Here is a 26,877-nt window from a genome sequence, read left to right as displayed (position 1 = left end):
GAGGAAAACAGATGGCCAATGGCGACGACGCCTTCAAGAGTCTGCTGGGCAGATTCGGCTATGGCAAGCATGGCGGGGACAAGAGCGCAGCCGCGATGCCGGCGGACGACGATGAAGAGGTGCTGCCGCTGGCGGTGGACCCGGACCTGCTGCCGGATCATCCGGAACCGGTGTTCCGCGACGGCGGCTTCGGCTTGCCGCTGCAGGCGGTGGCCGAACCGGCTGAGGCTGGGACGTTGGCGCGCGAGGACGATGCGCCGGAGGCTGCAGCCGAGCCGCGCGATTTTTTCGCACAGCCGTCAGTGGAGGAAATCCTGGCGCCGCTGCCGCCCAGCCCGCCGCCGGCGCGGCGCGGCGAGGGGCTCAGCGAGGAGCGCCTGGCGCTGTTGCAACGCCTGGCGCAGGAAGCGCGCGGCGAGAGCGCGCAAGGTGGCGAAGATTTCGACATGGGTTATCACGCGCCGCTGGTGGAGTCGGTGCGGCAGCCGGCGGTCGAGGTGCACGAGCGCGAAGTCGACGACGCGCTGCCGGTGCCGGCCTGGGCCAGGGTCGCCGCGGAGCAGGGCATGCTGGGGCACAGCGCCGAGCAGGTGCTGGCCAGCCTGGACGCATTGGGACTGGTCAACGACGATCGCTATGTGGCGCAGGCCGCCGCGCATTGGCCGGTGGCGGCGGCGGCCATGGCTTTCGACGAGCTGGCGAGGGTGCCGGTGGCCGCGCGCGCCGACCTGCCGCCGGCCACGCGCGAACGCGACGAGCTGGGCCGTGGCGGCTATTTCTACCTGAAGGGCGACAGCGTGGGCGCGCGCGCGCTGATCGTTGTCGACGGCAGCGATCCGCGCGCGGTGGACGACGTCGTCGCCTGCCATCGCGAACTGGAAAGCCGCGGCCAGGCTTGCCGGGTGGCCTTGCTGCCCGCTTACGCCTATCGCTGGGCGCTGCGGCGATTCCTGTGGGCGGAGATTATCGCCGATGGCGACGTCGAGCGGGCGCTGGACGTCGCCGGCGCCAGCCGCGCGCACGCGGCGCCGCTGCCGGACGGCAAGCGTCTGCTGCTGCTGGAGACCGCATTCGGCATGGAGGCGGTGGCGCCGCTGCCGTCGGACGCCGCCGCGCAGTGGTTGGCGCGGCCGGATGCGACGGACGACGCCGGCATCTGGAGCGCCGCGCTCAGCCTCGGCGGCCAGGCGCTAGACAAGCCGGCCGGCTTGCCCGCCTTCGGTCTGGACGACCACGTGGCGATCAACCGGCTGGTGAAGGAATTGTCTCGGCCGGGGGGCATCGTCTTCGTCGCCGGCGAAATGGCCGAACCGCTGGCCGCAGCGCTGGCGGCCGAAGCCTGGAGCCAGGGCCTGGCGCTGGGCGGAGGCGATGCCGGCTTGCCCAGGCGGCTGTTGGAGCCCGATGCGCGGCAGTTGCAAGCCAGCCTGGCGCCGGTGCTGGCGGTGTATCCGGGACGGAACGCCTCGGCCCAATCGGCCCTGCTGGCCATGCTGGGTGACCGGCCGGACTGGGCCAAGGGGCGGGTGACGATGGGCGTCAACACGATGCGGGTGCCGGGGTTGTGTCCCTTGTGCGCCGTGCCGGTGGACGCCGATCAGGCGGCCCGCGAGCTGACCGAGGTGGTCAGCGACTTCCGCAACGTCGACTTCGGCCACATCCGGACCCGCAACGTCCGCCAGCCATGTTGCGGCAGCGGCTATGCCGGCGAGGTCTGGCTCAGCGAGGTATGGGACGGCAAGCTGTGCCAGCGCGACTTCGGCGCGGCGATGCCGGCCGATCTGGTGGACAAGGGCCTGCGGCCGGATCAGCGGATCAGCTCCCGGCTGTTGCTGGAAATCCAGGCCGGCCGGGTGGATTACCGCAGCGCGGAGGGCGTGTGATGTTGGACCTGCTCAAACGTTTTCTCGGCCTTGGGTCGGCGGGGCAGCAGAAATACGCCGGCCTGCCGCGCGCGCGGCGCAAGTTTTTGGCATTGCGCACCAAGTTTTATGGCGACCTGGCCGACTCCATCGAGGACGGCGCCAACCCGTACGAGCTGTTCTCGCACAAATACATGCTGGCGCGGGAGCGCGGCAATCCGATGGCGCCGCTGTTCGCCTACTGGCGGGACCGGGCGGCGTCGATGAATCTGCGCGGCGCCTGGGAAGGGACGGTGCCGGCCGACGACTTGATGGTGATCGGCTCCGGCGAGCGCGGCGACCTGCCGGAGGCGCTGCGCTTCCTGGCCAAGGTGGTGAAAATCCGCGAGGGCAACGCCAAGGCGATCAAGATGGCCATCGCGCTGCCCATCTTCCTGCTGTTGCTGATGACCGGCGTGCAGCTGGGCGTTGCGCTGGGCATGATGCCCATCATGGAGCAGATCATGCCGGCCGATAAGTTTCCGCTGATCGGCAAGGTGCTGTACTACCTGTCGCAGGCGATACGCCACTTCTGGTACCTGATCTACGGCGTTCCCATCTTGCTGTCCGTGGTGTATTTCTGGTCTTTGCCGCGCTGGGCCAGCCCGTTGCGCAACCGTCTGGACCGGCATCTGCCGTACTCGGTGTACCGCGATCTGAAGGCCAGCGAGTTTCTGGTGTCGCTGGCCGCGCTGTCGCAGGCCAATACCGCCATCTATGACTCCGTGGTGCTGTTGGAACAGGGTGCTACGCCGTGGATGCGCTGGCATCTGGCGCGCATCCGTCTGGCGCTGACCAGCAATCGCAGCATCCTGAACGCGATAGACACCGGCCTGTTCTCCGAAGAGATTTTCGACCGGATTTCCGAATACGCCGAGCGCAGCAACTTCGAGAGCGGCATCCGCAAGATCGGCCTGACGACGATTGAGGAAATCTCGGAGAAGATCAGCGAGCGATCGGCGGTGATGCGGAACATCCTGATCGTGGTGGTGGGCCTGTTCATCCTGCTGACGATAGCCGGCATGATGATGACGGCGCTGGAGGCCGGCAACCAGATCCAGCAGATGACCGGCGGCGGTGTTTGATTTATCGTTTGCCATGCTTTTTTAAAGTTTGATATAGTATCTATTCTATTTAACAATTAATGAGCACATTGGAGATTCCATGCATGCTTTGAAACGGCGCGTAGCTACTGGCAGAAGCAGCTCGCTGAAGCGCCAGGCGGGTATTGACCTGATCCAGCTGTCGGTGGCGGTGGGCATCATCGCCTTCATCCTGTCGGTGGGCTTCTTGGTGGTGCCGACAGTGATGACCAATATCAAGGTCAACTCCGAGACTTCGGATGTCCAACAATCGGTTTCCAACGCCTTGCGCGTATTCGGCACCGGAATGGACTCGACGGGCTTGAATACCGCCACCGCCATCAATTTGCGGCTGTCGCCGCCGGACCGCATCAACGGCACCACCATCTTGAACCGCTTCGGCGGGCAGGTGGATTGGACCGCTGGCACGCTGTTCGGCAATAACGACGGGATTGTGATCACGTCGACTGGTTATACGGCAGAGGCCTGCGCCAAGTTGGTGCCGAACGTTCAGGCCCTGTTTGGACGCATCAAAGTGGGGACAGTAGCGGTGAAAGACCTGCCTGCCGGGACCAACATCAATATGGTGGCGCTGGCGACGAATTGCGCGGCGGCCACCGCGACAACGCCGGCCAAGCTGGAGTTCACTTTCGCCCGTTAAGCAGGGCAGGGTTTTGACGGGCATGCAAGGGAGCAGTGGAAAGTCCATGGCGCAACAGATCATTACCGATGTCCAGCTGCATGTGCGCGACTGGAAATCCAGCGTGCTTTTCCCCGGGCAGGTCAAGCCCGGCGAGGAGTACAAGAATTTCCTGATGAAGCTGACCGAGGTGGTGCTCACCGAGCAGCAGGAAGTAGGCCGCCGCACCGGCTTCACCATCACCATAGGCGGCTTGCGCTGGCGCGTGCAGCGCATGCAGCAGTATCGCTACGCCTGCCGTCTGGTGATGAATAAGGCGCCGCGGCTCGGCGATCTGCGTCTGCTGGACTTCCACACCTCGATGATGCTGTCCGACGAACTGAAGAAGAGCGGCGGCCTGGTGTTGTTCTCCGGGCTGACCGGCTCCGGCAAGACCACCACGATGAACGCGATGGTGGTGTCGCGACTGGAGAAGTTCGGCGGTTTCGCGCAGACGGTGGAAGACCCGGTCGAAATCGTGATCGAGGGCTGGCATGGCGACGGCTACTGCACGCAGATAGACGTGGCCGACTCGCCATCGGGACAGGAATTCAATTTCGACCGCCGCTACGCCGAGGCCATCACCACCGCGTTGCGTTCCTTTCCTGCACGCGACCGCTCGATGCTGATGATAGGCGAGGTGCGCGACGCGCACAGCGCCGCCGAACTGCTGCGCATCGCGGTGGACGGTCATCTGGTGTTGTCCACCATCCATTCGCGAGACATCCCGTCCGCGCTGCGCCGCCTGGCCTCGCTGGCTCGCGCCGGCGGCGAGGCGCAGGCGGACGAATTCATCGCCGACTCGCTGCGCATGGTGTTCCACCAGCGCCTCGACAACGGCATTCCGCAGGTGACCTCGCTGGACCTGCGCGACCGCAAGGATCTGTCCCAATTCCTGAACAAGGGCGAATACGCCCGGCTGGAGGGGGAGATCGATATTCAGCGACGCAAGAACATACAAGGCAGGGGGGCGTGATGCGCAGGAAGCAAGCGGGCGAAATGTTGATCGGCCTGGCCATCGCGGTGGCCATGATAGGCATGGGCCTGGCCTATCTGGGTATCCGGCAGGTCAACGAATGGCGGGTCAACCGCGGGCAAATCCTGGGCAATGCGCTGTCCGACCTGGGCAAGGGCGTGCAGAGCTATGTGGTGCAAAACCATGACCAACTGGTCAATGTCATCCTGGGCCAGGGCAGCACCATCGCCAACGTCGTCAATCCATTGCGTCCCACCGCGGCCGAGATCGCCGCCTCGATCGGCATGCGCGGACTGGGCACGGTCCCGCCGCTGGCTGGAGCCAGCTACCGCATAGAGATCAGCGGCGACGATCCGACCCAGGCCGGCCGGCAATGCAGCGCCAGCACGCCCGGCACCTGCAACGTCATCTCGCTGACCTATGTCGATACGCCGCTGCGCACGCCGTTCCCAGGTGCGGCGAACGCCGTCGACTATGTGGCGGCGGGGGCCGCGGTGCAGCAGATCGGCACCGACGGCGGCGCGTCGATGCCGCCGAACACCGCGCTATTCACTTTCCAGAACGGCAACAACACCGCGTTGCCTATCGCCAACCCGGTCGGCGGCACGCCTGGCGGCATCGTCGCGGTACGAGGCGGCTACAACCGTTCGGACATGAATGTATTCCTGCGGCTGGATGGCAGCAAGAAGATGCAGGGCACGCTCAATATGGGCGGAAAAGATATCACGGCGGCGGCCAACATCGCAGGTGGCGGAAGCTTGACGATGGGCGGGACGATGACGTCTGGCGGCAGCATCACCAGCGGGGGCAGCATCACGAAGCACACTCGGGGGGATTACAGTAACAACGGTGGGCTGCGAATGGAAATGTAAGCGCAGCGGGCAGCGTGGGTGCCGGCGGTAGCGTGACCGCAGGTGGGGTATGACGGCAAACGGCGATGTTACTTCGAATAATGGGTTCGTGAAGGGACAGTATCTGTATCCGATGCAGCAGGTCGTGGAGGGAAACGGTTGTGGTCCTGACGGAACGATTGCAGAGATGCCAGTGATTAATACTTTCTTGCCAATCGGTCGCTGGTATCACCCAAACTTGGGAAGCTGCTGCTGGGATTGGCCGCTCAATCTCCTTGGGTAGCCAATCAATTACGGATGCTACAATAGAAACAAATGATTGGCTGCAACAATTAGTTCCTGGGCACCTGTGGAAATCGCAAACCTAATGCCCAAGTTTATTGAATGACTCATGCTGTTGCCGCGGCAACATTCAATATTGGCAGTATGGATTATTTAATTCTTACAAATATTTTCAACGATTTGTCGTATTTATTTACAAGCTATCAAGTTTCATTATTTTACCATGACGCATTCCTGTGGATATCAAAGATTATTCGAGAATATTCTCGCAATTCAATAGATTCCAGCGAATACGCATCAACTAAAGCGTGAATATCTACAGTCGCCTCATATTTTAAATGGTTTCAGTGACTTCAATCAAGTCCATTTTTGCAGACCTACAATCCGCCATGGAATTCATAGATGGATATATAAATTATCTAATGTATCAAAACCATTATGCTTAGTTATTTGGACTGATAATATGAGAATCCATCGGCTATCTAGATAAGCAGAACCAATAATATCCGCACCAATGCCAGGTACCAATGGCATATTCAATATTTGCCATGAGGTGTGGACAGGAGCGGTTTGATCAAGACCCAAACATTACATTTGACCATTATTGGCAAGTTTGATAATGCTTGGGTCAAGACTCTATTGCAGAGCATGCCATATTGCACAAGGATAGCACTCGCAAAGCCTGTTTCTTCTAGATGTTTGCCATCGGCTGGTATTTGACACAACTATTATGCATGGTTGCGCAAGCGCTTGCTTTTTCAAATAGGCATGGCATTAACTTTGTACATCCAGCGATGAAACTTGCTACATCTGCACAGTTCAAAATGAATTGAATAATTGAAGAACTTGAATGGTACTCACTCATTCCAGGAGGGAGGAATATGACTATATTCACAGAATACCTTGCATAAGTTAAATCCAAAAAGGCGACTTGGCGGGCTTTTATTTTACTCTTCTCTAAATAGTTACCATTGCCAAATTTATTAAATGTCACTTGTCATTAAATAAGTTTGGGAGGAATTCATTAAATGTCAATTGATCTATTAGACAAACGGTTGCAAATAAGTCCTGATGCTTTGAAAAAACCTGTAACCAATGCAGCTGTATAAATATTTAGGATTCATGATTAAATCATGGAGCGTAAACATAATAAGCGCATATAGTTATTTGCGATAGGATTTATGCAGCTGTAAAAAAGCTTTGCCAAATTCCATATTCTCCAATACACCGCAATGATTTCGCAGAACTTGGATGCCAGTTTCCATAGTCCTGGAAAAGTTGAAACCTCAATATTGAATCCGACAATTCCAATGACATGCAACTTAAAAGATGAGCTGTGAAATGCCACCGACGGATTGCAAAATCACTAATGTACTGGTTTCAGATAGCGGTATACTAAAAATGGGATTCTGATGTTCACAATGCTTGTGCCATTCTCATTAAGCTACAAAAACCTGTCACAATTCGAGCTTAGTTTCTATTAGAATTGCATTGGTATGCAAATCATAGGTGAATTGCTGCAGATGTATCTGAGGTATTAAAAATGTTTTTACTACCAGAATCTATAGCTCAGTGCTTGTGTTAATATGGCATCTCGAAAAACCTCAATTATCTCATGCCATATATGGTAGGAGAAATCGGCGACAAGTGGTGCGATATTATGACTCTGTGCCTAAAAGATGACATCCGCGTTTTCATTTTGTAGCTTGTTTTATGTTAATAGATACCATTGCCATGCATTGGTAATTCGAATTGACTCGTCATCCAAATAGTTCTGGAGGAGAAGTCATCAGGCGCCGTAGTAGCGCATCCCGCGCCAGGCGTATGGCAGCAGTTCGTAATCCACCGTAGGCGGACGGTAACCGTGTTCTGTCTGTGCACCACGACGGCCGGGTAGGGGATCATGTGATCCAACACCACTTGTTTGCCCTTGCTCTTGTTTCCCTCCAGCTTTCTTACCAGCTTGTGCGCTTTCAAGTGGGTGTAGCGCTTGAGCATGCTCAGCGACTTGTGGCCGGAGATGGCCGATATCTCCATCATGTCCAGGCTGTTCAGTTCGAACAGCCGCGAGATGGCTTCGTGGCGGGCGTCATGGAAGTGCAGATCCTGGATGTCCAGTGCCTGCATCATCACGCGCCAGGTGGATTTGAAGCCGGCGGCGCTGTAGCCGAAGACCCGTCCCTTGGTATGCACGCCCAGCCGGATCAGCGCGTCGCGCGCCTTCAAGCTCAGCGGCACGTCGCGCTTGGTGCCGTTTTTGGTTTCAGGCAGATGCACGACGCGGGTCTTCAGGTTGATGTACTCCCAGCGCATATTGAGGATCTCGCCCTGGCGCATGGCGGTTTGCAGGGCGATGACGACGATGGAGTAGAGCTGCGGATTCGAGTGCGCGTGGGCGTAGCGCAGGATCAGTCGTTCTTCTCGCGGGGTGATGCGGCGGTCCCGGCCTGGCGGGATCTTGGGTTTTCGGACGTTGGAGACTGGGTTGTTGTCGCACAGGCCCCATTCGATGCGGGCGATGTCGAAACAGTTGCTGAGCAGCGACATTTCCAGCCGCACCGTGGCGGTGGACAACGGTTTGCCGGTTTTGGGATTGTTTTGCGCCAATCGTTGGTCGCGATAGCTGGCGATGTCGACGCTGGTGATCTCGCGGGTGGGCAGGTCGCCGAGGAAAGAGCGGCCGATCTGCTCGATGCGATAGCGTTCTTGAGCGTATCCCTTTTTCAGGATCGAGATTCTGTCACGGTAGATGCCCAGCGTTTCTTTGAGTTTTTGATTCGGGTCCATGTGCTTCGATTGTCTTCGCTTGAGTCGGCGTGGCGAGGGCCGGTAAACGGGCTGCAGGGTGTGGCGGGCATGCCGAAGTGCTTTGACGCGTTTTGCGCGCGATGGCCGTCGCCGCAGTCCGGTTTAGGGTTGCGGTCTTTCGTGATGGCGCGCGCAAAATGATTCCGGCGCAATCGCGGGAAGCTTCGGTATTTGATTTGGGACGCGGTGTCGTATCGGGCTGCCAACCTTTCTCTAATTATAATGGGAATTGTCTGTATTTTGTTTCTTGGACTGCACGGAGGCGCAGGCTGGATGGTTGTTGTGGAGGACGATTCGGGATGTCGGGGAGCGAACAGTCTCGCGGTGTAGCCTGGGGCGGGGTGGTGAAGTCACTTTCTTTCTTTTTAAAGTTCAATATAATAGTAACTATGATAAAACTTTTTATTGTGGTGCTCGCGCTTATGACGCTGAGCGCCGCTTTGCCGGCGCGCGCCGAAGCGCCGCCGGAGCACTTCGACGTCCGTCGAACCGCCAATTGCGCCCTGGATGCCTCCAGCCGCTTCGGCGTGCCGTATCTGCTGTTGATGGCCTTGAAGGTGAAGGAGTCCGGCGTGCAGTTCGACAATCCGTACGTCACCGGGCGCAATCGCAACGGCAGCGTCGATATCAGTTACTGGCAGATCAACGACTACTGGCTGCCCAAGCTGGCGCGCTACGGCATAGACCGGGCGCGTCTGTACGATCCTTGCGTCAATGCCCATGTCGCCGCCTGGCTGTTGTCGACGGAGGTCGGCAGGCGGGGCAGCTGGGAGGCGGGCATCGGCGCCTATCACAGTCCGAATCCGGCGCGGGCGCGGCCGTATGCCGCGCATGTGTTGAAGATCTGGGCCGCGCTGCGGCGGGAATACCCCGGTTGGGGATGAGCCGGACGGCGGAGGAGCGCGGCCCGGACGGCAATGGGCTCGCCATCGGCCGACGGTGGTTGCGGAAGGTGTAAGGTATACTGCACCGATTCCGCTTGTGTGTTTTGCATAATGTATTGGGGTACTGAATGAACCAACAACAATCCCTGCTTCCCGACGGAGGCAAAGAGGATGTCATGGACGTCTCGGCCAGACGGCCGGCGGTGCTGGCGTTTCCGGAGGACAGGCCCATCGTCGGTCGGGATCTGGACGCGTTCAAGGAGTATTTCGGCGCCACGGTGGCGCAGGCGCTGGCCGCGCTCGGCATTCAGACCCACGGTCGCTGGTCCACCATCGTCAAGAAGAACGCCGATACGCCGGTGGACGGCGCGATCGCCAATCTGGTGCGCTGGTACGCCGCGCACCCGGAGCGTTTCCCGTTCGGCCAGGTGGACATGCCGACGCTGCGCTTGCGCTTGTCGATCAATCAGGACTCGTTCGCCCAGTTGTTCGGCCGGCGCAAGGTGGCGGTCTCCCACTGGGAGCGCAAGCAGGTGAAGCCGGAGCCGCAGGTGCAGATCATTGCGCGCGAGATGGACGATCTGCTGAAGTCGTACGAGCATCAGGCCGAGCAGGAGCGCGACGGCGCCCGGGTGGTGCTGCAGCGGCTGCTGGCCAAGCTGGACGACATCGAGTCGGACAAGGATCTGCGCGGCAAGGCGGAAATCGTCGCCGCCATCCGCGACACGCTGCTGATGGAGGAGAAGAATATCGTGGTCAAGCAGGAGGCGACGACGCGCAGTCTGGACATGTTGCACGAGTTCATGGACATCGCCGCGCTGAATTCGTCGTTGATTCCGGCGCCGCCGCCGCGCCGCAAAGGCGTGCGGCAGAAGACGCAGGCTATCGCCGACGAGTGATCTGTCAGGCCGGGATGGAGCGGACGCGTTTCGCCCCATCCTGGCATAAAGGCCATGTCTGGCAACGGATGGTCCGGCGGTGTCACAAAACAGTGTTTTTTTTGGTGCGCTTCTGATAAAGTTTGATTTAGTATACATTTTAATAAACTTTTTGGTGTGAAAATGAGGGTAATCCCAGTCGCGATGCTGTCGTTGACGCTGGCGCAGACGGCGGCCGCCGAGGCGGTTTCCGCCGCGCGAGCCGATGTCGTGGTCACGCGGGCGGTCGAGGCGGCGGCCATCGATGGGCTGGCGCGCGTTCGACCGCACAAGGCGTTCAGCGCCTTCCTGGCCGGCAATGGCGCCGATGGGATGATGACGGCCATCCGCAACCGCCGAGACAAGGCGACGCTGACGCTGGCCGGCGTGTTGTTCGAGGCCGGCTGCCGGAAGATGGCTGGCGATTACTTCCGCTACAACTATCAGTTTTCGTCGCTCGGCGATGCCGAAGCCGGCAGCGCGCGCGCCCGCTTCGACCGCTTGTCGGGACCTGGGTCGGCGTGGTGCGTGGAACTGGTCGGCGACGAGCCGGCGGCCGCGCGCTGCAAGCGGCCGGCCGCATTGCCGCAGGCGAGCCAGGCCCGGCTGGACAAGCTGGCGCGGCAGGCCGAGATCGCCCGAGCCGGCCGCAATGCCTACCTTTCCACCATTCGCTTCAACCGTTACGACTACGTCGCGGCCGTCACCTCGCCGGCGCTGGATCTATACGACCCGGCGATGCAGCGGCCGGACAACGCGGCCTGCGCCATCCTGGCCGACAACCTGAGCCGCAGCCTGTTTTCCCGCCTGCGGCACGACGATGGCGACGACGCCTACTATGCCGGACACCGCCGGGCGATCACGGCCGCGCGCGCGGTGTGGCTGAAAATGGACGAGCTGGATAAATGAAGACTTTCCTGGCCTGTTTCGCCGCCACGCTGGCCGCGATCGCCGCCGGCAGCGCCGGCGTGCTGCTGACTTCCGGCCGCGCCGGCGCGGATTCGACAGTCGCCGCAGGCGGCAGCGGCGGTTTTTGCTTCGCCGCGCCGTTCCAGGGCTCGGTGCGCGTGACCAGCCCGGCCTCGGCCGCGCGCAGAAACCCGGTGCTGGGCACGACCCGACCGCACTACGGCGACGACATCGGCCTGCCGTCCAACACGCCGATCTACGCGCCGGCCGACGGGGTGGTGGAGCGGGTGGCCTACAACGTCAGCAACGCCGGCAATTTCGTCAATCTGAAGCATCCCAACGGCTATCTGACCCGCTATCTGCACCTGGGCGCCATCGCGGTGAAAAGCGGCCAGCGCGTTCGCAGCGGCGATCTGCTGGCTTATTCCGGCATCAGCGGCGGCAACAACACCGGCCCCAATCTGCATTGGGAGGCGCATGACCAGGTTTACAAGAATCCGTTTCCGCCCAAGGGGCCGACCACGATGCTGTGCGGAGGCAAGGTGGCTATGCCGGACAAGGGTCAGGGCGAGGCCAAGGAGACCGGCGAGCCTGACAACACGGTCGAGTGGCCGAAGGACAGCGACGCGCCCGATCCGGTGTGGGATGCCTGCCCGATCCAGCCGCCGCCGGTTGCCAGCCAGGGCTGGCGGCTGGACGAGCCGGGCCGTTCGTCCAATCCGTATTAAGTAAAGGTTTGATGCAATGGATATCAAAACGAAATTCCGTCTGCTGCCGCTGAAGCGGCGAGTATTGATTCTGGCCCTGGGCGGCGGTCTGGCGCTGGCGCCGACGGCGGCGCTGGCGGACTGGCCCACCGACATCCTCAACAAGATACTGGGCCAGGTGGCGCAGATTCTGCAGCAGCAGATACAGCAGTTGGCGCAGCAGGTGCAGCAGATGATGGAGCAGCGCCAGCAAGCCGAGGCGATGCGGGACAAGATGGGGCAGGAGGGCGACAAGACGCGTCAGCAGCAGTGCGACATCTGGTGCGGCAACTCGCTGCCGAAGCCGGGCTCGGTGCCAGAGGACGCCAACAACACCGGCTCGCCCGGCGCGGCGATGACGGCGCGGCGCGGCATGACCGCCCAGTTGCAGGCGGTCACCGGCAATATGGCGGGCAATATGGACCAGGGCACCGCCATCCAGGGTTATTACGGCGCGCTGGCCAACTGGTTCCAGAGCGCCACGCCGCAGCAGAAACAGCAGGTGCAGCAGCCGCTGTCGTTCGCGCCGGGCGACGTGCCCAGCGCCGACGAGCGCAAGCTGGCCGACTACAACGCCAAGCTGACCATAGGCCTGGAACCGGTGCCGCCGGCGGCCTCCAGCCTGATCAAGAACAATCCGGCGGCCCAGGAGTACGAGGCGCGCCGCATCGGCTACAACTCGGCTCAGCTGGTGGCCTATGACAGCTATCGCCAGTACGACCTGTCGGCCGAGGAGGTGAAGACCGTGTCCGATGTGCTGCTGTCGATGTCGCAGCAGACGATAGAGAACATGAACCCCGGCACCGCGATGAAGGCGCAGGTGCAATTGCTGGCGGTGCAGTCCGGCCTGCTGCTCAGCCAGTACCAGTCGTCGCTGCGGCAGGAGAGGCTGCTGGCGGTGATGGCGGCCAACAACGCCAGGCTGGCGATGGGCGACCGCCTGCGCAAGCTGCGGCAAAGCCAGACCGTGCAGAGCTATGCCAAATAAGGGACGCCTGAAGGCCGCGGTCGGCAAACGCTGGGTCCAGGGCGTGTCGGGGGTGGCGCTGGCCTGCCTGCTGGGCATGCAGATGGTGCCCGGCCTGACCGGCACCATCGCCTCCGCGCGGGCCGAGGCGGCGGCGGCCGGCTACGGGGCCGGCCAGGGCGGGGCGGAGTTGGCGCAGCGGCTGCAGGCGCTGGCGCAGAGCCAGACGCTGAGCGGCTATCCGGCGCTGCAGCAGGCCTATGTCGAGCGACAGCTGGCCAAGCTGCGCCAGGACGCCCAGGCGCTGCCGGCCGGCGAGGGCAGCCAGACCTACCGCGACGCGGTCGGCGACTACGACTGGCTGCGGCCGCAGTTGCTGGAGGCTTCCAGTCTGGACTACTACGGCATGCAGGACGCGCTGGCCAACGAACTGGTGGCCAAGATGCAGGGGGCGCTGATCCAGTACGTCCAGGGCAAGTATCCGCCGCAGGTCTTGGCCAATATGAGCAACCAGGCGATCGCCCAGGACATGGCCAGGGCTTTGCCCGGCCTGGCCGGCCAGGTGGCCGACGCGGTGGTGTGGGCGTCGCGCAATCCGACGGTGCAATACCTTGGCGGCCTGAACGGCGACCAGATCGTGCGTTCGCTGGTCAACAGCGCGGCCGACTATGTCAAGCAGCAGGTCGAGGACTATTTCAAGGCCTGGATCAAGAAGGTGATACGCGAAAACATCACCACCAAGATCTCGGCGGAGACTATCAGGAACGTGCCCTATATCGGGCCGTTCATCAGCTGGTACCTGACGCAGAAGCAAAAGCTGGACAACTGGAAGCACCGCATCGAGGAGATGCGCAAGGAATTCGAGCTGTATCTGAAAAAACTGGGTTTCGAAAGCAATCTGGGTCGCCAGCAGCAGGATGCCACCTGGGGCAAGCAGAATCTGCCGTCGTATCCGAACGCCGACGGCGCGTCCGACTTCGGCACTTCCGGCGGCGTGCGCGCCAACCAGCAGGTGATCGAGCGCCATGCGCGGCAGGAGCGCGGCGAGCTGGCCGGCTGGCTGCAGGCCGGCGACCAGCCGGTGTCCTTCTATGCCTGGGTGGGCAACTACCCGGCCGAGCGCCGCGCGGCGGTGATGCGGCCGTACGCGATAGGGCCGAGGCTGGGCGCCGACGGCCGATTGCTGCCGGCCGGCGCGGCCGACAAGGAGATGGTGCGCCGCAACGCCTGGCTGACGCTGGGGCTGGAGCCGACGCTGCCGTTCACCAGTCCGCCGGGCTCGCCGGCGTACCAGGAGGAACTGGCGATCCGCGCCCAGCAAGCCTCGGTATTCAGCCAGAGCTACGACAGTTATCTGGAGGGTTGGATGGCGCAGGACCGCATCAATCAGCTGATGAGCACGGTGCAGATGTTCACGCCCAAGGTGATAGGCCAGTTGAGCACCGGGCAGGCCAATGGCTGCCGGGTGATGCTGAAGCAGTTGTCGACGGAGATCCAGTTGCAAACCGCGCAATCGCAGCTGCGCTTCGAGCGGCTGTTCGCCGCCTCGTCCGGCATGCAGGGCAATGCCGAGCGCGAGCGGCAGCTGGCCGGATTGGGCCAGGGCGCGCCGGCGGGCGCGATCAATGGGCGATAGGGAGAGGGTATGAGCGTATTGAGCGAAGGGGCCAAGGGCATTGGCTTCGTGTTTCTGGAGCGGGTGCTGGGCAGCGACGCCTTGTCCTACTACGGCATCCACGCCACCGGGGTGAACTCGGCGCCGATGACCACCGGCATGGCGCTGGCGGCCGACGTGGCCTTGTGGTTCACGCCGCTGATCACGTTTTACATCATGGCGATGGGCCTGATCTATTCGTCGCAGGAGGGCGTGGTGCTGGGCAAGCGCTGGTCGGCGGTGATCGTGCCGCTGCGCGGCGTCGGCGGCCTGATGTTCTCGGCGCCGGTGGTGCCGGGCGGCTTGTCGGCGATCCAGGTGATGGTGGTGGGTCTGGCGCTGCTGGGCAATTACATAGGCAACGAGGCGGCCAATGTGCTGGCGTCCCGCGTGTTCCTGCCCGGCAACGGCTACGTCCACAGCCGGCCGGTCTCGTTGTTCAACAACACCGCGATGGCGGCCACGGCCTTCGCCGCGATCACGGCCAGCGTGGTGTGCGTCGATTCGGCGAAGAACCTGGGGCTGGCCGGCTCGACGCCGGGCGCCTCAGGCGGCGGCAAGCGCGACGCCAGCGCCGGCGGCGCGAGCAATGCCGCTGGCGCCAGCAGCGCCACCACCTTGTGGGGCGTGATATCCGGCTCGACCCAGGCCATCACCCAGTCAGTGTCGGACATCTGCAGCGGCGCCGGCACGCCGGCCTCGTCCGGACAGGGGGCGGCGGCGGGCGGTACGCCGGCCAATTACGACAGCAGCAAGGTCGATTGCGCGCAGGCGCCCTTGTCCAGCCAGTGCGGGGCGATACAGCGCGCCGCAGTCTGGCTGCGGAAGGCGGTGGAGAACCTGCTGCGGCAGAGCGGCGGCGTGCTGGACGAGAACTCGTTGGCGCTGTTGGCGGGCGCCTATTTGACGCAGATGAACAGCGCCATCGACATGGACATGAGCGGTGTGATCAAGGAGAACGTCAAGGCGGTGCAGAAGCTGGGCTGGCCGGGGCTCGGCAACTTCTACCAGAAGTACTCGTCGTTCAGCGGCGAGATCGACAACTACATCTATTACTCCGGCGAGCCCAAGTTCACCTTCAAGGACATCGGCGACGAGACCCGCGCCGGCATGGCGCTGAACGACCAGGCCCGGATGGCGTTCAAGAACGCGTTCAAGACGGTCAACTTCTCGGTGCAGGGCATTCTGGGCGGCTTCTTCGGCAACCTGGCCTCTGCGGCCAACGCCAGCGCGGTATCGGCGCTGACCGAGTTGCAGATACAGGTGGAGAACCGGGTGCTGCGCAATCTGCTGTTCGGTTTCGGCAACAGCGCCTACGACGTCGGCGCCTTCGACGCGGTGCAGCGGCTGGGCGGCCTGCTGAACATGTTCGGCACCACCACGCTGGACATGCTGGTCTGCGACAGCCGCGACACCGTGGCCGGTCCGGCCGGCGCGCCGGCCAAGTGCGAGGCCGCGAAGTCCTCGGGCGACAACGCGATGATCTCCAACGCCGTCAAGTCGATCTCCGGCGCCGGCATGGCCGACGTGGCCACGATGATGGCCAAGTCCGCCATCATGGCCAGCATGGTGCTGACCATGCTGCTGCCGTCGCTGCCGACCATCTACTTCGTGCTGATGACGCTGGAGTGGGTGATCTGGCTGGTGGTGGCGGTGCTGGCCTCGCCGCTGTGGATGATCTTCCACATGCTGCCGGACGGCGATTCGCTGGTGCACAGCCGCGCCGAGACCGGTTGGGGGCTGCTGGCCTATGTCACGCTGTTCCCGCTGCTGGTGGTGCTGGGTTTCTGCGCCTCGATGACGCTATTCAACGTGGCGGTGCCGTTCGCCTTTGAAATGATGATGTCGGTGACCGGCTCGACCGCCATCGGCGCCTCGCTGGATTTCCTGGTCAAGCCGATGCTGATGGCCGCGGTGGTGATCGGCGTCACTTTCATGACCATGGGGCTGATGATTTCGCTGCCGCACCGCATAGCCAACTGGCTGAACATCAATCCGCAGTCCGATTCGCTGCAGGACGGCAAGAACCAGCTGGGCGTGGTCAACACGCCAAGGCTGACCGATATGTCCGGCGGCGCGTCCACGGTAGGCAACGCCGTGTGGGGCCACAAGCGGATGGGCGGCAAATAGGCTGGCGCCGGCGGGCGGGTTTCGCCCGCCGGCCACTGGCGGCGATTTGGGCAAATCAAGATTTCGGAAGAGTGTGACGATGCATGACCATTCGTTTGAGACGCCAAGCCGGGAAGGCCTGGCCGCGGCTTTGCGCAACCGCGAATTCCGCATGCACTACCAGCCGCAGCTTTGCTGCCGCACCTCGCGGATCTCCGGCGCGGAGGCGCTGATGCGTTGGGCGCGCCCCGGCCGTCCGGGGCTGGAGGGACCGGCCGGTTTCATTCCGCAGGCGGAAGAGAGCGGCTTCATCGTGGAGCTGGGCGACTGGGGCATGGAGAGCGCGGTGCGCGCGTTGGCATCGTGGCGGGTGCCCGGCTTCACCGTCGCCGTCAATCTGTCGGGACGGCAGATCACCGACTCGCTGCCGGGCAAGACGGAACGCCTGTTGAGGCGCGCCGACGTCGACCCGTCGGCGCTGGAGCTGGAGATCACCGAGTCCTATCTGTTCCATGATCTGCCGACCATGGTTGGCGTGGTGCGGGAGCTGCGCGCCATCGGCGTCCGGGTGGCGATAGACGATTTCGGCACCGGTTTTTCGGTGCTGGAGCATTTGCGCCACCTGCCGGCCACGACGATCAAGATCGATTGCAGCTTCACCCGGCGGATGCTTCAGGTCGAGCGCGACCATATCATCATGCGCAATCTGATTCGCATGGCGCGGGATCTGGGAATGCAGACGGTGTGCGAGGGGGTGGAGACGCCGGCGCAGCTTGAGGCCATCCGCGAAATGGACGCCGACTACTGGCAGGGGTATCTGTATTCGCCGGCGGTGTCGGAGCCGGCGTTGAGGGAGATGCTGGCCGACGGCGGCGTGCCGGCGGCGCCGGCGCGTCAGCCGCTGTCCTGATCGAGCCAGGCGCGGGGTTCGTCCGCCGCGGCCCGTCTGGACGGATGGCCCGCGGTATCGGACCTGGCCGTGGAGAAGTCGAGCAGACAGGCGACGACCAGGCCGCGATGGTCGACCATGCGCAACGTGCCGCGGGTGGAGGACGGATGGCCTTGCATGCGTTTTTGGCGAATCTGCCGCATCCAGTGGGCGCAACTCGCCTCGGAACCTCTGATGATCACGCCTACATCGTCTTCAATATGCCAGGTCATTTGTTTTTGTTCTGAATTTACTATTTGGACCTAACAGATGATACTGATATTTTAAACAACTCTGTATGCGTAAATATACTTAAAATGGCTAAAAATTTTATTGGCATTTGCTTTTTGAATTTTTAGGCATTTGTTTTGATGGCTGCGGCCGCCTTACCACCCGGCGGCGGCCAGATACCAGGCGGTGATTTTTCCGCCCCACAGCCAGGCGACGACGCCGGCTGCGATCAGCCAGGGGCCGAACGGTTGGGCCTGGTCCGCGTCGAGGCGGCCTGCGCGTATCAACAGCAGACCGGACAGCGCGCTCATCGTCGCGCCGAATCCGATGATCAGCGGCACGGCGCTCCAGCCCAGCCAGCCGCCCAGCGCCGCCACCAGCTTGAAATCCCCCTGTCCCAGTCCGTCCTTGCCGGTGAGGGCGCGGAAGACGGCGGCGATGCCCCACATCGACAGATAGCCGGCCATCGCGCCGGCCACCGCGTCCGTCAGCGGCACCATTAAATGAAACAGATTGGCCAGCAGGCCCAGCCACAGCAGCGGCTGGGTCAGGCAGTCCGGCAGCAAGCGGCTGTCGAAGTCGATCAATGCCAGCGCCAGAAGCAGATAGCACAGCGCCAGCTGGGCGAAGGCGGCGGGCTGGAAGCCGAGACGCCAGCCTATGGCCGCGAAAGCGCAGCCGGTCAGCAGCTCGACCAGCGGGTAGCGGATGCCTATCGTTTCGTCGCAGAAGCCGCAGCGCCCGCGCAGCAGCGCATAGCCCAGCAGCGGCACCAGCTGCCAGGGGCGCAGCGTGTTGCCGCAAGCCGGGCAGTGCGAGTGCGGTCGCGCGAGGCTGAACCCGGTCGCCGGCGGAGGCTGGCCGACGTATTCCGCGCACTCCCGCTCCCAATCGGCCTGCAGCATCCGCGGCAGCCGGTAGACCAGGACATTGAGAAAGCTGCCGAGCAGCAGGCCGATCGCCATCAGGCTGGCGGCGGCCCGCGCCGGTTCGGCGGCGGAAACGCCGAGCCAGCCGAAGCCGGCGGTCAGCAGCGCGGCGAGGCCGCCCAGGATCAGCAGGTCTTTTTTATCGGGCATGGTGCGGCTCAGGGTTGGAACAGGCCCGGATAGGGCGCCTGGTAAAGCGGCAGGGCGGCGCCGGCGCCGGTGTAGGTCATCGCGCCGTTCAGGCAGGTTCTGGACAGTGTGGCGTCCAGGCTGAAACTGCGGAATGGCTGGGCGGGCCGGCCGTTGATGAGGATTTCGCCGCCGCTGGCCAGCGTCGCGCTGGCCTGCGCGCTGTAACGCGCGCTGCCGGCGGCGGGATTGTCGAACAGGGCCTTGCCGCTCTGGAACATCGCGCCGGGGAGGTTGGCGAGATCGATCTGCTGCTTGGAGACGCCCTTGTCCCAGATGTCTTGCCAGATGGCCGACATCCAGATGCGGCGCACGCCGTCGCAGACGTCGGCGCTGGGCGAGGCCTTGGCCTGGAACACCACGCGTTCGCCTATCTTCCAGTACAGGCTTACCGGCGCGCGCGGCCCGCCATCGGCCAGCAGCGCCAGCTTGACGAAGCCCAGCGCCGCCTGCAGCCGGCCTTGATTGACGATGAAGTTGCTGCGCCGCTGCGCGAGCGACTTGTCGCCGGCCGGGTGGTTCAGTCTGTTTTTCGCGATGTCCGCCGCGCGAAGGCCGGCCTTTACCAGGATGTCGCGAGCCTGGGCGTAGTCGCGAGGCGCGGCACTGCGATACGGGATGGTCAGCGGGTCGGCCGCGGGCAGTGCCGGCATGTCCAAAGCGGGCATTGCTTTCTCCAAAAAGTTTGATTTAGTATGTACTTCAATATAACATAGTTATCAGCGAACGGATTAATCAAATCTTCGACGAGGTGTCAGAATGAACGGAGTGCACGATTTTGGCGATGCGGAAAGCCTGGCGCTGGACGACGACCGGCTGGGCTTCGAGGACGAGCCGCCGGTGGCGCGCAGCGCCGCGAAGCCGGCGTCCGCCGCTTCCCACCAGGAGCTGAAGTTCGAGGACGAGTCCGATGAGACGTCCGCGACGGAGGCGCCGAAGCGCAATACCCAGCGCATCGCGCTGCTGGTGCTGATCGGCGGCGTGGTGCTGGTGATGCTGGGCAAGCCCATCGTGCAGAAATTCTTCATGACGCAGCCGATTCCCGATACCGGCCAGGCCGCTCCGATGCAGGCCATGGAACCGGCCAGACCGTTGCCGACCGCGCAGCAGCAGCAGCAGCTTCAGCCGCCGGCCGCCGCCGCGCCGGCGCTTGTCCAACCGGCGCAAGCGGCGCCGACGACCCTGAGTCCGGCGGCAACGGCCCCGGCCACGGCGTCGCCGTTGGTCGTCGAGGCCTCCGCGCCGGAGAAGGAGCCGGCGTTGCTGGCGCCGTCCGCCGGCAAGGCCGCGTTGGGGGGCAAGACCGCCGCGGTCGAGCGGCCGGCCGACGGCGACGCTTCGCAGCCGAAGGCCGCTGCGCCGGAGGAGACGATGGAGGCCAAGGTGGCCCGGCTGGAGAAGGAAGTGAAAACGCTGACCGCGCGCAACCGCCAGCTGAGCGCCGCCAAATCCACCCGTTCCGGCCATGTTGAGCGGGCGCAGCAAAAGACGCGCGACGGCGACGGCGCCAGCAAGGTGCTGGGCATGTCGGCCACTTCGGTGTGGGTGCGCAAGGCCAACGGCAGCGCCGCGGAATTGCGGGTGGGCGATCATTTCAAGAACGGCGAGGTGATTCAGAGCATCGATCAGCAGGCGCAAGTGGTGGAAACCGATCGCGGCCGCTACAAGGTCAGTTTCTGAGTCGACAAGGCAAAGGATTATCGATATGCGCAAGTTTTTCGCGAAGATGCTGCTGGGCAGCGATACCGTCAGCAAGCTGCAGTCTATCCGCCAGGCGGAAGCGCTGGAGCAGGAGGCGGGCAAGAGGCTGGCCGGCGCCGGCGTGGCCGAGGCGCCCAAGCCCAGCACGCCGACGATTACCCGCGAGCAGATCCGCTCGCTGATCGAGATCGACATGGAAATCCACGGCGACATCTTCATCGGCCGGGGCGTCAAGGTGTCGGGCAAGGTGTTGGGCAGCCTGATCCCCAATGGCTCGGTGGCGGACTGCGATCCCATCGTCATCATCAGCCAGGGCGGCGACGTCAACGGCGATCTGCACGCCAGGGTGGTGGTGGTGGCGGGCACCCTGTCCGGCGATATCCATGCCGATCATGTGCTGCTGATGCCGACGGCCAGGGTCAATGGCACCGTCAATTACCGCCATACGCTGCGCCAGGATATCGGCTCCGCGCTGTCCGGCATGGTGCGGCGGGTGGAGCGGATCGCTTTGCTGGATCAGCCGCCGCTGCCGGCGGAGGCCGGCAGGGGGGCGTTGCCCGGTCGGGATGCCGACGACGATGTCATTCCGGTGTTGCCGGTGGAGCCCGAGGCCGGGCCGTCCGCGGTGGTGCGCGCGGTGCCGCTGGCGCATGCGCAGGAAACGGCCGAGATCGAAAATCTCTACAAGGGCCTGAGCATGGAGAGCGAAAGCCGGCCGACGGGCGTGCGCGTGCTGGCGGTCGGCGCCTGAGCGGGCGTCTTTATTGGGGTTTTATTTTATTGTTATATTGAAATACTAATTAAAATATAATTATTATGAATGGGCGAGACATGATTTCGACCGGCTGCGACGCTCAGCTGGAGATGGCGTTCGAGGCGGCGCTGGCGGAGCAGGGGCTGGCCGGCGAGTGGCCGCCGGAGGCGCTGGACGAGGAGGAGGACGCGCGCTGGTCCTACCTGCCGTTTCTGCAACTGGCGGTCGAGCGCATGTGCGTGATGACGCTGCTGGCCGAGGAGCGCGCGACGGAGTTGGGCGCCGGCGCCTTGCCGGCCCTGCGCCGGCATGCCGGCTTCGAGGGCGATCCGGTCTTCGTCCGGGCCGCCGACGACTATCTGGCGGCGCTGGCGACGCTGGCTTCGATGAGCGGCCGCGCCGAGGACGAATTGCATGGCTCGGTGGCCGGCTTCTACCTGGGGAGGGTGCAATGACGCAGGCAAATCCGGCCGCGGGCCGGCATTACGCGACGGAAGCGGCGCGACGGCTTCACGACGCGCTGGCGGCGTCGGACCCGGAGGCGGTCTTGCGGCTGCCGCTGGGCGGCGCGCGCCATTTCAACCCGGTGACCGGCACCGTGTACCGGGGCATCAATCATCTGCTGTTGCAAGCGGCGTTGCCGGCGGGATCGGCCGACCCGCGCTGGTTCACCTACAAGCAGGTCCAACTGCTGCAGCGGCGGCAGCCGGCGCTGAGCCTGCTGCCTGGGGCGCAGGCCGGCCTGCTGCTGTTTCCGGGACCGATGGGCGCGCTCAAGGGGTGCTCGGTCTTCAATGGCGCGCAGTTGCTGGGTTTGGCGCCGCCGCGGTCGCCGCGGCAGGCGCCCGGCGACGATGGGCTGAAGCGGCTTGGCGACGCCATTCTGGCGGAACTGGGCGTGCGCGAAGAGAGCGGCGCCGCGCCGCTGTTCGATCCGGTCGCCCAGTGCATACGGCTGCCGCAGGCCGGTTATTTCCGCAGCCTGAGGGAATTGCTCGCCGCGCGCCTGCGCCTGGCCGCGCAGTGGGCGGAGCAGCGGGAAGACCGGCCGCGCGCCTTGCGCCGGCCTCGCCGCCACGCGCCGGACGATCCGCTGGAGGACTTGTGGTCGCAGCTGACCGCCTCCTTGCTGATGGGGCTGCTGGGCGTGGGCGCCGACCTGTCGACGCCGTTTCGGCCGTCCGGCCTGGCCGTGCCGATGCTGCAGCGGCTGCTGGCCGCCGATTTCACCGAGCTGTTGCTGGGCGCGCAGCGGGTGGAACTGGCGCTGACCTGGCTGGGGCAGTTGTCGCCGACGCTGGCCGCCTTGCAGCGGGAGGAGGCGCAGTTCGTCCGAGACAATCTGCTTGTCGGTCTGGAACCGTCGTCGTCCCAGGCGGTTCCGGAGGCGGCCGCCGACGAGCGGGAGGCGCAGGTGCGCGAGGCCGGACGCCACGCCTTGCTGACCGAGGTGGCGCTGTTGGCCGCGCCGGAGCTGGCGCATTTGCTGGCCGGCCGTTTCGGCGTCGGCGAGGTGTTGCCGGAAACCGATGCCGCTATCCACGAGCGTTTCCAGCGCTGGGCGCGCGCCGAGGTCGAGGCCGGCCGTTTCGACGCCCGGCCCGCCGACGCGCGGGCGCTGTTCGGCCATTTCCTGGAGCAGGGCGAGGCCGATGTGGGCGAGCTGCTGCGGCGGGACGCGGCGCAACAGCGCCGGCAGAGAATGGACGGCGCCATCGAGCCGGCCGTCGAGGCCTTGCCGACGGCCCGGGCCGAGCGCTTGATCGCCATCCAGCCGTTCCGCGACGACAAGGGCGGCTGGCTGAAGGTGGGGCACCAGGACATCATCGAGCTGGGGCTGGTGGACAAGGTGGCCGACGAGGATACGCGAATGACGCCCAGCGCCGTCTACCTGGCCTTCGACGAAAAGGCGCCGCGCTGCGATGCGCAAAGGCTGATGGACGCGGTGGACGCCGCCGGCTGGAAGGTCCACTTTCTGCAGTATGTCGAGTCGCGCGATTCGCAGATCCGAAGTTACGCCAGCTACTTCGCGCCGCTGGTCGGCTATATGCCCAAGGTCGGCGACCGCCTGAAGCTGGTCGAGGGCGTGGCCAGCATCAGCTCTAAGTCCGGCAGCGGCGGCTGGGTGGTCAATTTCGACGGCGGCAACAAACAGCGCGCCTTGAGCAGCGGCCGTTTTTACGACTTCATCGAATCGGTGATAGACGGCGACTTCGTCGGCCAGCCGGCGGCCAAGGCGCCGGTCCGGGAGGCGGGACCGACGCCGGATGTGGCCAGGATGGAGTTCTAGGCTAGGCAAGAGGTCAGGGGGAGGCAGCGATGGAAGAAGAATTCAAAAAACTGGAAAGCGATCTGATCGCGATGGTGGACGACCGCTTCATGGCGGTGGAGGACTCGCTGGCGCGGCTGATCAATCTGAGCGAGCAGCATCAGCGCAAGCTCGCCGCCAGCGACATGACGGTGCGGCGCTTCCTGCCGCAGTTCGGCATGTGCGCCGCCATCCTGGCGGCGCTGGTGGTGCTGCCGGTCGGCGCCGCCGCCTGGTATGCGCAGGAAGGCAAGGTCAGGCAGTGGCAGCAGCAGGCGCACGACAACGCGCTGAAGGCCGGCGCCTTCGACCGCCTGTACCAATCGGCCGACGCGGGGCTGCGCCAGCGCATGGAAGGCGCGGCGCGGCAGGCTGCTGCCGAACGCTGACGAGGTGACGATGCAATCGGTGTTTTCGGACAAGAGGGATTGATGGCGACAGCAATGCGCAGAAGTCAGGTGGAACGCGACGTCGTTCCGCTTTCGCACAAGATTTTCGGCTGGATACGCCGCAACGAGCCCAGCTTCCTGGCCGCCGCCGGCATCGCCTATCTGCTGTGCCCGATCTTTCCGCTGGCCACCGCGGCAGCCGTCGGCGCGGCCTTGCTGATGGCGCGCAACAAGGTGGTGGACCACCCGAAGGGACCGTTCTGGCGGCCGGTGGCCGGCGGCGACAAGAAGCTGGCGTGGACGCGGATGGAGGGGCCGCCGGACAGGGGCGGCAAGGGCGTGTGGTGCATGGGCAACGCGATGGACACCAAGGAGGAGATCTGGGTCAGCGACGATACCATGCGGGTGCACGCCACGCTGTTCGGCACCACCGGCGGCGGCAAGACCGTGGCGCTGGAGGGGCTGATCTGCCAGGCGATAGGCCACGGCTCCGGCGTCATCATGGTGGACGGCAAGTCCGACCCGAAAACCTGGTTCGACATCGTCACCATGGCCAAGATGTACGGCCGCGAGGACGACCTGCTGGTGCTGAACTTCATTTCGTCTACCGGCTACGAAAAACTGGCGGTGCTGGACGAGGACGACGCCGACGGCGCGCGCGGCAAGATGGACCTGCTGGGCCAGATCCATTCCAACACCTTCAATCCGTTCACCTACGGTTCGGCCGACACGCTGACCGAGCTGGTGACCGGCCTGATGCGGCCGGACGGCGGCGGCGACGGCGCGATGTGGCGCGGCCGCGCCGAGGCGATGATACGTTCGCTGATGCGCGGACTGGTGGCGTTGCGCGACGCCGGCAAGGTGACGCTGTCGGTGCAGGTGCTGCGCGATTACATGCGGCTGGACAAGCTGGGCGAGCTCGAGAGCGACGACAGCATCCCGGGCTATGCCCGCGAGCAGCTGACCGGCTATCTGGACGAGCTGCCCGGCTTTCGGGAGGCGATGAAGGCCAAGCAGGACGATCCGTCGGCCTTCGACACCTATTGGGAGCAGGCCAGCAAGCAGCACGGCTTCCTGACGATGCAGTTCACCGAGCTGCTGGGCCTGCTGTCCGGCACCTACGGCCACATCTGCAACGTCGAGTGGGGCGATGTCGATTTTCAGGACGTGGTGTACAACCGCCGCATCCTGTACGTGATGCTGCCGGCGCTGGAGAAGGCGCCGTCGTCGCTGGCCAATCTGGGCCGGCTGACGGTGGCCGGCATCAAGAACGCGCTGTCGGTGTCGCTGAAGGCGCAACTGACCGGCAGCAAGCAGGACATCGTCGATTCCCGGCCCACCAATTCCGATACCGCCTTGCTGGCCATCATGGACGAATACGGCTCCTATGCGGTGGAGGGCTTCGGCGACGTGGCGGCGCAGGCGCGCTCGCTCGGCGTCAGCGTCATCTTCGCCGGCCAGGACTATCCGTCGTTCAAGAAGGGCTCGGAAATCGAGGCCTCGCGCATCCTGGCCAACACCGGCATGAAGATCTTCCTGAAGACCGAGGATCAGGAAACCGCCGACATCGCGATCAAGCGCGCCGGCCAGGGGGTGTACGCCTGGGCCGGGGGCAAGCGTTTGTCCGAGGGATCGGACCGGTTGGTCGACACCGGCGACGCCAGCTACCGCGAGGAAAACCGGCTGACCTATCTCGATCTGGTGGACCTGGCGGAGGGCCAGGCCTGGTTCATGAACCGCAATCACCTGATCAAGATGAACACCTTCTATGTGCAGCTGGACGGCGCGGTCACCAAGGAGGCCAAGCACAACACGCTGTTCCCGCTGGGCACCGATTTGTCGCGGGAGTTGGCCGCCAGCAAGATCATGCAGCAGGTGATGGGCGCGGAGCCCGCGGCGGCGTCCGATGGCGTGATGCGTTTCCAGCGCCGTGTTTTCGACGACGTCGAGGCCTGGCTGCGTCTGGCCGAACTGCGGGAGATTCCCGTCGGCGGCGAGGAGGATGCGGAGCCGGCGCCGGAGGTGGACGATCCCTTCGGCCAGATTTCCCTGCTGCAGGCCGAGCACCGCCAGCTGTCGCGAGCGGCGCTGGTGGCGCAGCTGGTGGCGGAAGCCGGCGCCGATGTGGCGATGAGCGACAGGATGGCGGCGCGCGACGAGGCGGCGCTGGGCGCGCGCATGTCGGCGGCGGAGCTGGCCGACTATGCCGGCAGCCTGCTGGAGCAGGCGCTGCTGGAAAGTGGGGTAGGCGAGACGGCCGACGCCGCGGCGGCGGCCTCGGACGATGCGCTGCCGTTGACCGGCTTTTCCGCCGCCGCCTTTTTCCAGGCGACCGCCGATGAGCCGCCGTCCCAGGAAAGTCCAGCCGTGGAGGAGGTGGTGGCGGACGACGGCGAATGGGGCCTGGCCGATCTGGCCGACTTCTTCGGCGCCGAGCCGCACCCGTTGCGGGAGGTCTGCGACGAATTGACCGTGGAGGCGGAGTCCTTGACGGCTGCGGCGCGCGTGGCCGGTCTGGTCGCCGGATGCCTGGCCGGCGCGACGGCGGATGGCGGCGAGGACGAGATGGATGGAGAGGCCGGCCGCCTGCTGGCCAGCGAGCACGCCGGCGAATTCCTGGCGCTGCTGCTGGCGGAGGCGGCGGGACAGGCCGCGGCCGCCGCATCCTGAGCCGGGCAGTCGA

At 64.0% G+C, this 26,877-nt stretch carries 23 protein-coding genes; 19 read left to right on the top strand and 4 right to left on the bottom strand.

Annotated elements, in window-relative coordinates; genetic code table 11:
• Positions 1–11 precede the first annotated feature (11 nt).
• From CXB49_RS11940 to CXB49_RS11920, 5 genes are all read left to right on the top strand, one after another.
• The gene (locus tag CXB49_RS11940; protein ID WP_101708606.1) at positions 12–1,883 is read left to right on the top strand and encodes a hypothetical protein; all 1,872 of its coding nucleotides are present in this window, start codon (positions 12–14) and stop codon (positions 1,881–1,883) included.
• Complete coding sequence (locus CXB49_RS11935; protein WP_101708605.1) at positions 1,883–2,986, top strand: type II secretion system F family protein; 1,104 nt, start codon at positions 1,883–1,885, stop codon at positions 2,984–2,986. The genes CXB49_RS11940 and CXB49_RS11935 overlap by 1 nt, the downstream gene beginning before the upstream one ends.
• A 79-nt stretch (positions 2,987–3,065) precedes the next feature.
• Positions 3,066–3,644: a type 4 pilus major pilin gene (locus tag CXB49_RS11930; protein ID WP_101708604.1), complete on the top strand. Its 579-nt coding sequence runs from the start codon at positions 3,066–3,068 to the stop codon at positions 3,642–3,644.
• A gap of 46 nt (positions 3,645–3,690) precedes the next feature.
• On the top strand, positions 3,691–4,638 hold the full coding sequence (locus tag CXB49_RS11925) for an ATPase, T2SS/T4P/T4SS family (RefSeq protein ID WP_158300805.1): 948 nt from the start codon (positions 3,691–3,693) through the stop codon (positions 4,636–4,638).
• Positions 4,638–5,510, top strand: coding sequence for a hypothetical protein (locus CXB49_RS11920; protein ID WP_101708602.1), 873 nt, complete (start codon positions 4,638–4,640; stop codon positions 5,508–5,510). Before CXB49_RS11925 ends, CXB49_RS11920 begins: the two co-directional genes overlap by 1 nt.
• Before the next feature lie 1,977 nt (positions 5,511–7,487).
• Here CXB49_RS11920 and CXB49_RS11915 read toward each other — a convergent pair.
• On the bottom strand, positions 7,488–8,558 hold the full coding sequence (locus CXB49_RS11915; RefSeq protein WP_199406678.1) for a site-specific integrase: 1,071 nt from the start codon (positions 8,556–8,558) through the stop codon (positions 7,488–7,490).
• A 443-nt stretch (positions 8,559–9,001) separates the two neighbouring features.
• On the opposite strand from CXB49_RS11915, the gene CXB49_RS23540 reads away from it, so the two are divergent.
• From CXB49_RS23540 to CXB49_RS11875, 8 genes are all read left to right on the top strand, one after another.
• Positions 9,002–9,463 (top strand): lytic transglycosylase domain-containing protein, encoded by a 462-nt coding sequence (locus CXB49_RS23540; RefSeq protein ID WP_158300804.1) that lies wholly within the window; start codon positions 9,002–9,004, stop codon positions 9,461–9,463.
• Positions 9,464–9,591: 128 nt separating this feature from the next.
• Entirely contained in the window at positions 9,592–10,362 is a 771-nt protein-coding gene (locus CXB49_RS11905; RefSeq protein WP_158300803.1) for a hypothetical protein, read from the top strand.
• A 162-nt stretch (positions 10,363–10,524) separates the two neighbouring features.
• Positions 10,525–11,289, top strand: coding sequence for a hypothetical protein (locus tag CXB49_RS11900; RefSeq protein WP_158300802.1), 765 nt, complete (start codon positions 10,525–10,527; stop codon positions 11,287–11,289).
• Positions 11,286–12,017, top strand: a complete 732-nt coding sequence (locus CXB49_RS11895) for a M23 family metallopeptidase (protein WP_101708598.1) — start codon at positions 11,286–11,288, stop codon at positions 12,015–12,017. Before CXB49_RS11900 ends, CXB49_RS11895 begins: the two co-directional genes overlap by 4 nt.
• A 16-nt stretch (positions 12,018–12,033) precedes the next feature.
• Positions 12,034–13,023, top strand: coding sequence for a hypothetical protein (locus CXB49_RS11890; protein WP_101708597.1), 990 nt, complete (start codon positions 12,034–12,036; stop codon positions 13,021–13,023).
• On the top strand, positions 13,013–14,638 hold the full coding sequence (locus tag CXB49_RS11885; protein WP_101708596.1) for a hypothetical protein: 1,626 nt from the start codon (positions 13,013–13,015) through the stop codon (positions 14,636–14,638). The genes CXB49_RS11890 and CXB49_RS11885 overlap by 11 nt, the downstream gene beginning before the upstream one ends.
• Positions 14,639–14,647: 9 nt before the next feature.
• Positions 14,648–16,786, top strand: coding sequence for a DotA/TraY family protein (locus CXB49_RS11880; protein ID WP_101708595.1), 2,139 nt, complete (start codon positions 14,648–14,650; stop codon positions 16,784–16,786).
• A 79-nt stretch (positions 16,787–16,865) separates the two neighbouring features.
• Positions 16,866–17,675, top strand: coding sequence for an EAL domain-containing protein (locus CXB49_RS11875; RefSeq protein ID WP_101708594.1), 810 nt, complete (start codon positions 16,866–16,868; stop codon positions 17,673–17,675).
• On the opposite strand, the gene CXB49_RS11870 is transcribed toward CXB49_RS11875, so the two are convergent.
• The 3 genes from CXB49_RS11870 to CXB49_RS11860 all read right to left on the bottom strand — a co-directional run bounded on the left by CXB49_RS11870 (position 17,660) and on the right by CXB49_RS11860 (position 19,710).
• Complete coding sequence (locus tag CXB49_RS11870; RefSeq protein ID WP_101708593.1) at positions 17,660–17,926, bottom strand: hypothetical protein; 267 nt, start codon at positions 17,924–17,926, stop codon at positions 17,660–17,662. The two genes, CXB49_RS11875 and CXB49_RS11870, sit on opposite strands and share 16 nt — an antisense overlap.
• A gap of 153 nt (positions 17,927–18,079) precedes the next feature.
• On the bottom strand, positions 18,080–19,003 hold the full coding sequence (locus CXB49_RS11865) for an A24 family peptidase (protein WP_233492786.1): 924 nt from the start codon (positions 19,001–19,003) through the stop codon (positions 18,080–18,082).
• Between the two features lie 8 nt (positions 19,004–19,011).
• Positions 19,012–19,710, bottom strand: a complete 699-nt coding sequence (locus CXB49_RS11860; protein ID WP_101708592.1) for a hypothetical protein — start codon at positions 19,708–19,710, stop codon at positions 19,012–19,014.
• 91 nt (positions 19,711–19,801) lie between these two features.
• On the opposite strand from CXB49_RS11860, the gene CXB49_RS11855 reads away from it, so the two are divergent.
• The 6 genes from CXB49_RS11855 to CXB49_RS11830 all read left to right on the top strand — a co-directional run bounded on the left by CXB49_RS11855 (position 19,802) and on the right by CXB49_RS11830 (position 26,864).
• The gene (locus CXB49_RS11855) at positions 19,802–20,722 is read left to right on the top strand and encodes a hypothetical protein (protein ID WP_101708591.1); all 921 of its coding nucleotides are present in this window, start codon (positions 19,802–19,804) and stop codon (positions 20,720–20,722) included.
• A 25-nt stretch (positions 20,723–20,747) separates the two neighbouring features.
• A complete protein-coding gene (locus CXB49_RS11850) occupies positions 20,748–21,494 on the top strand; it encodes a polymer-forming cytoskeletal protein (protein ID WP_101708590.1) in 747 nt (248 codons plus the stop codon).
• Between the two features lie 80 nt (positions 21,495–21,574).
• The gene (locus CXB49_RS11845; RefSeq protein WP_101708589.1) at positions 21,575–21,952 is read left to right on the top strand and encodes a hypothetical protein; all 378 of its coding nucleotides are present in this window, start codon (positions 21,575–21,577) and stop codon (positions 21,950–21,952) included.
• Complete coding sequence (locus CXB49_RS11840) at positions 21,949–23,787, top strand: ArdC-like ssDNA-binding domain-containing protein (protein ID WP_101708588.1); 1,839 nt, start codon at positions 21,949–21,951, stop codon at positions 23,785–23,787. The genes CXB49_RS11845 and CXB49_RS11840 overlap by 4 nt, the downstream gene beginning before the upstream one ends.
• A gap of 29 nt (positions 23,788–23,816) precedes the next feature.
• Positions 23,817–24,194 carry a hypothetical protein gene (locus CXB49_RS11835; protein WP_101708587.1) on the top strand — a complete coding sequence of 126 codons (378 nt, stop codon included), beginning with the start codon at positions 23,817–23,819 and terminating at the stop codon, positions 24,192–24,194.
• Positions 24,195–24,248: 54 nt separating this feature from the next.
• Positions 24,249–26,864 (top strand): TraM recognition domain-containing protein, encoded by a 2,616-nt coding sequence (locus tag CXB49_RS11830; protein WP_158300801.1) that lies wholly within the window; start codon positions 24,249–24,251, stop codon positions 26,862–26,864.
• The last annotated feature ends 13 nt before the right edge of the window (positions 26,865–26,877 follow it).

It is taken from the genome of Chromobacterium sp. ATCC 53434, from assembly GCF_002848345.1.
Lineage (GTDB): Bacteria > Pseudomonadota > Gammaproteobacteria > Burkholderiales > Chromobacteriaceae > Chromobacterium.
The sequence above is the reverse complement of the archived record's forward strand: the minus strand, read 5'-3'. Positions and strand labels throughout refer to the sequence as shown.

Excerpts from the sequence above, each read along its gene's own strand:
- CXB49_RS11940 (WP_101708606.1), top strand. The coding sequence starts at position 12 with ATGGCCAATGGCGACGACGCCTTCAAGAGTCTGCTGGGCAGATTCGGC.
- CXB49_RS11935 (WP_101708605.1), top strand. The coding sequence starts at position 1,883 with ATGTTGGACCTGCTCAAACGTTTTCTCGGCCTTGGGTCGGCGGGGCAG.
- CXB49_RS11930 (WP_101708604.1), top strand. The coding sequence starts at position 3,066 with ATGCATGCTTTGAAACGGCGCGTAGCTACTGGCAGAAGCAGCTCGCTG.
- CXB49_RS11925 (WP_158300805.1), top strand. The coding sequence starts at position 3,691 with ATGGCGCAACAGATCATTACCGATGTCCAGCTGCATGTGCGCGACTGG.
- CXB49_RS11920 (WP_101708602.1), top strand. The coding sequence starts at position 4,638 with ATGCGCAGGAAGCAAGCGGGCGAAATGTTGATCGGCCTGGCCATCGCG.
- CXB49_RS11915 (WP_199406678.1), bottom strand. The coding sequence starts at position 8,558 with ATGGACCCGAATCAAAAACTCAAAGAAACGCTGGGCATCTACCGTGAC.
- CXB49_RS23540 (WP_158300804.1), top strand. The coding sequence starts at position 9,002 with ATGACGCTGAGCGCCGCTTTGCCGGCGCGCGCCGAAGCGCCGCCGGAG.
- CXB49_RS11905 (WP_158300803.1), top strand. The coding sequence starts at position 9,592 with ATGAACCAACAACAATCCCTGCTTCCCGACGGAGGCAAAGAGGATGTC.
- CXB49_RS11900 (WP_158300802.1), top strand. The coding sequence starts at position 10,525 with ATGAGGGTAATCCCAGTCGCGATGCTGTCGTTGACGCTGGCGCAGACG.
- CXB49_RS11895 (WP_101708598.1), top strand. The coding sequence starts at position 11,286 with ATGAAGACTTTCCTGGCCTGTTTCGCCGCCACGCTGGCCGCGATCGCC.
- CXB49_RS11890 (WP_101708597.1), top strand. The coding sequence starts at position 12,034 with ATGGATATCAAAACGAAATTCCGTCTGCTGCCGCTGAAGCGGCGAGTA.
- CXB49_RS11885 (WP_101708596.1), top strand. The coding sequence starts at position 13,013 with ATGCCAAATAAGGGACGCCTGAAGGCCGCGGTCGGCAAACGCTGGGTC.
- CXB49_RS11880 (WP_101708595.1), top strand. The coding sequence starts at position 14,648 with ATGAGCGTATTGAGCGAAGGGGCCAAGGGCATTGGCTTCGTGTTTCTG.
- CXB49_RS11875 (WP_101708594.1), top strand. The coding sequence starts at position 16,866 with ATGCATGACCATTCGTTTGAGACGCCAAGCCGGGAAGGCCTGGCCGCG.
- CXB49_RS11870 (WP_101708593.1), bottom strand. The coding sequence starts at position 17,926 with ATGACCTGGCATATTGAAGACGATGTAGGCGTGATCATCAGAGGTTCC.
- CXB49_RS11865 (WP_233492786.1), bottom strand. The coding sequence starts at position 19,003 with ATGCCCGATAAAAAAGACCTGCTGATCCTGGGCGGCCTCGCCGCGCTG.
- CXB49_RS11860 (WP_101708592.1), bottom strand. The coding sequence starts at position 19,710 with ATGCCCGCTTTGGACATGCCGGCACTGCCCGCGGCCGACCCGCTGACC.
- CXB49_RS11855 (WP_101708591.1), top strand. The coding sequence starts at position 19,802 with ATGAACGGAGTGCACGATTTTGGCGATGCGGAAAGCCTGGCGCTGGAC.
- CXB49_RS11850 (WP_101708590.1), top strand. The coding sequence starts at position 20,748 with ATGCGCAAGTTTTTCGCGAAGATGCTGCTGGGCAGCGATACCGTCAGC.
- CXB49_RS11845 (WP_101708589.1), top strand. The coding sequence starts at position 21,575 with ATGATTTCGACCGGCTGCGACGCTCAGCTGGAGATGGCGTTCGAGGCG.
- CXB49_RS11840 (WP_101708588.1), top strand. The coding sequence starts at position 21,949 with ATGACGCAGGCAAATCCGGCCGCGGGCCGGCATTACGCGACGGAAGCG.
- CXB49_RS11835 (WP_101708587.1), top strand. The coding sequence starts at position 23,817 with ATGGAAGAAGAATTCAAAAAACTGGAAAGCGATCTGATCGCGATGGTG.
- CXB49_RS11830 (WP_158300801.1), top strand. The coding sequence starts at position 24,249 with ATGCGCAGAAGTCAGGTGGAACGCGACGTCGTTCCGCTTTCGCACAAG.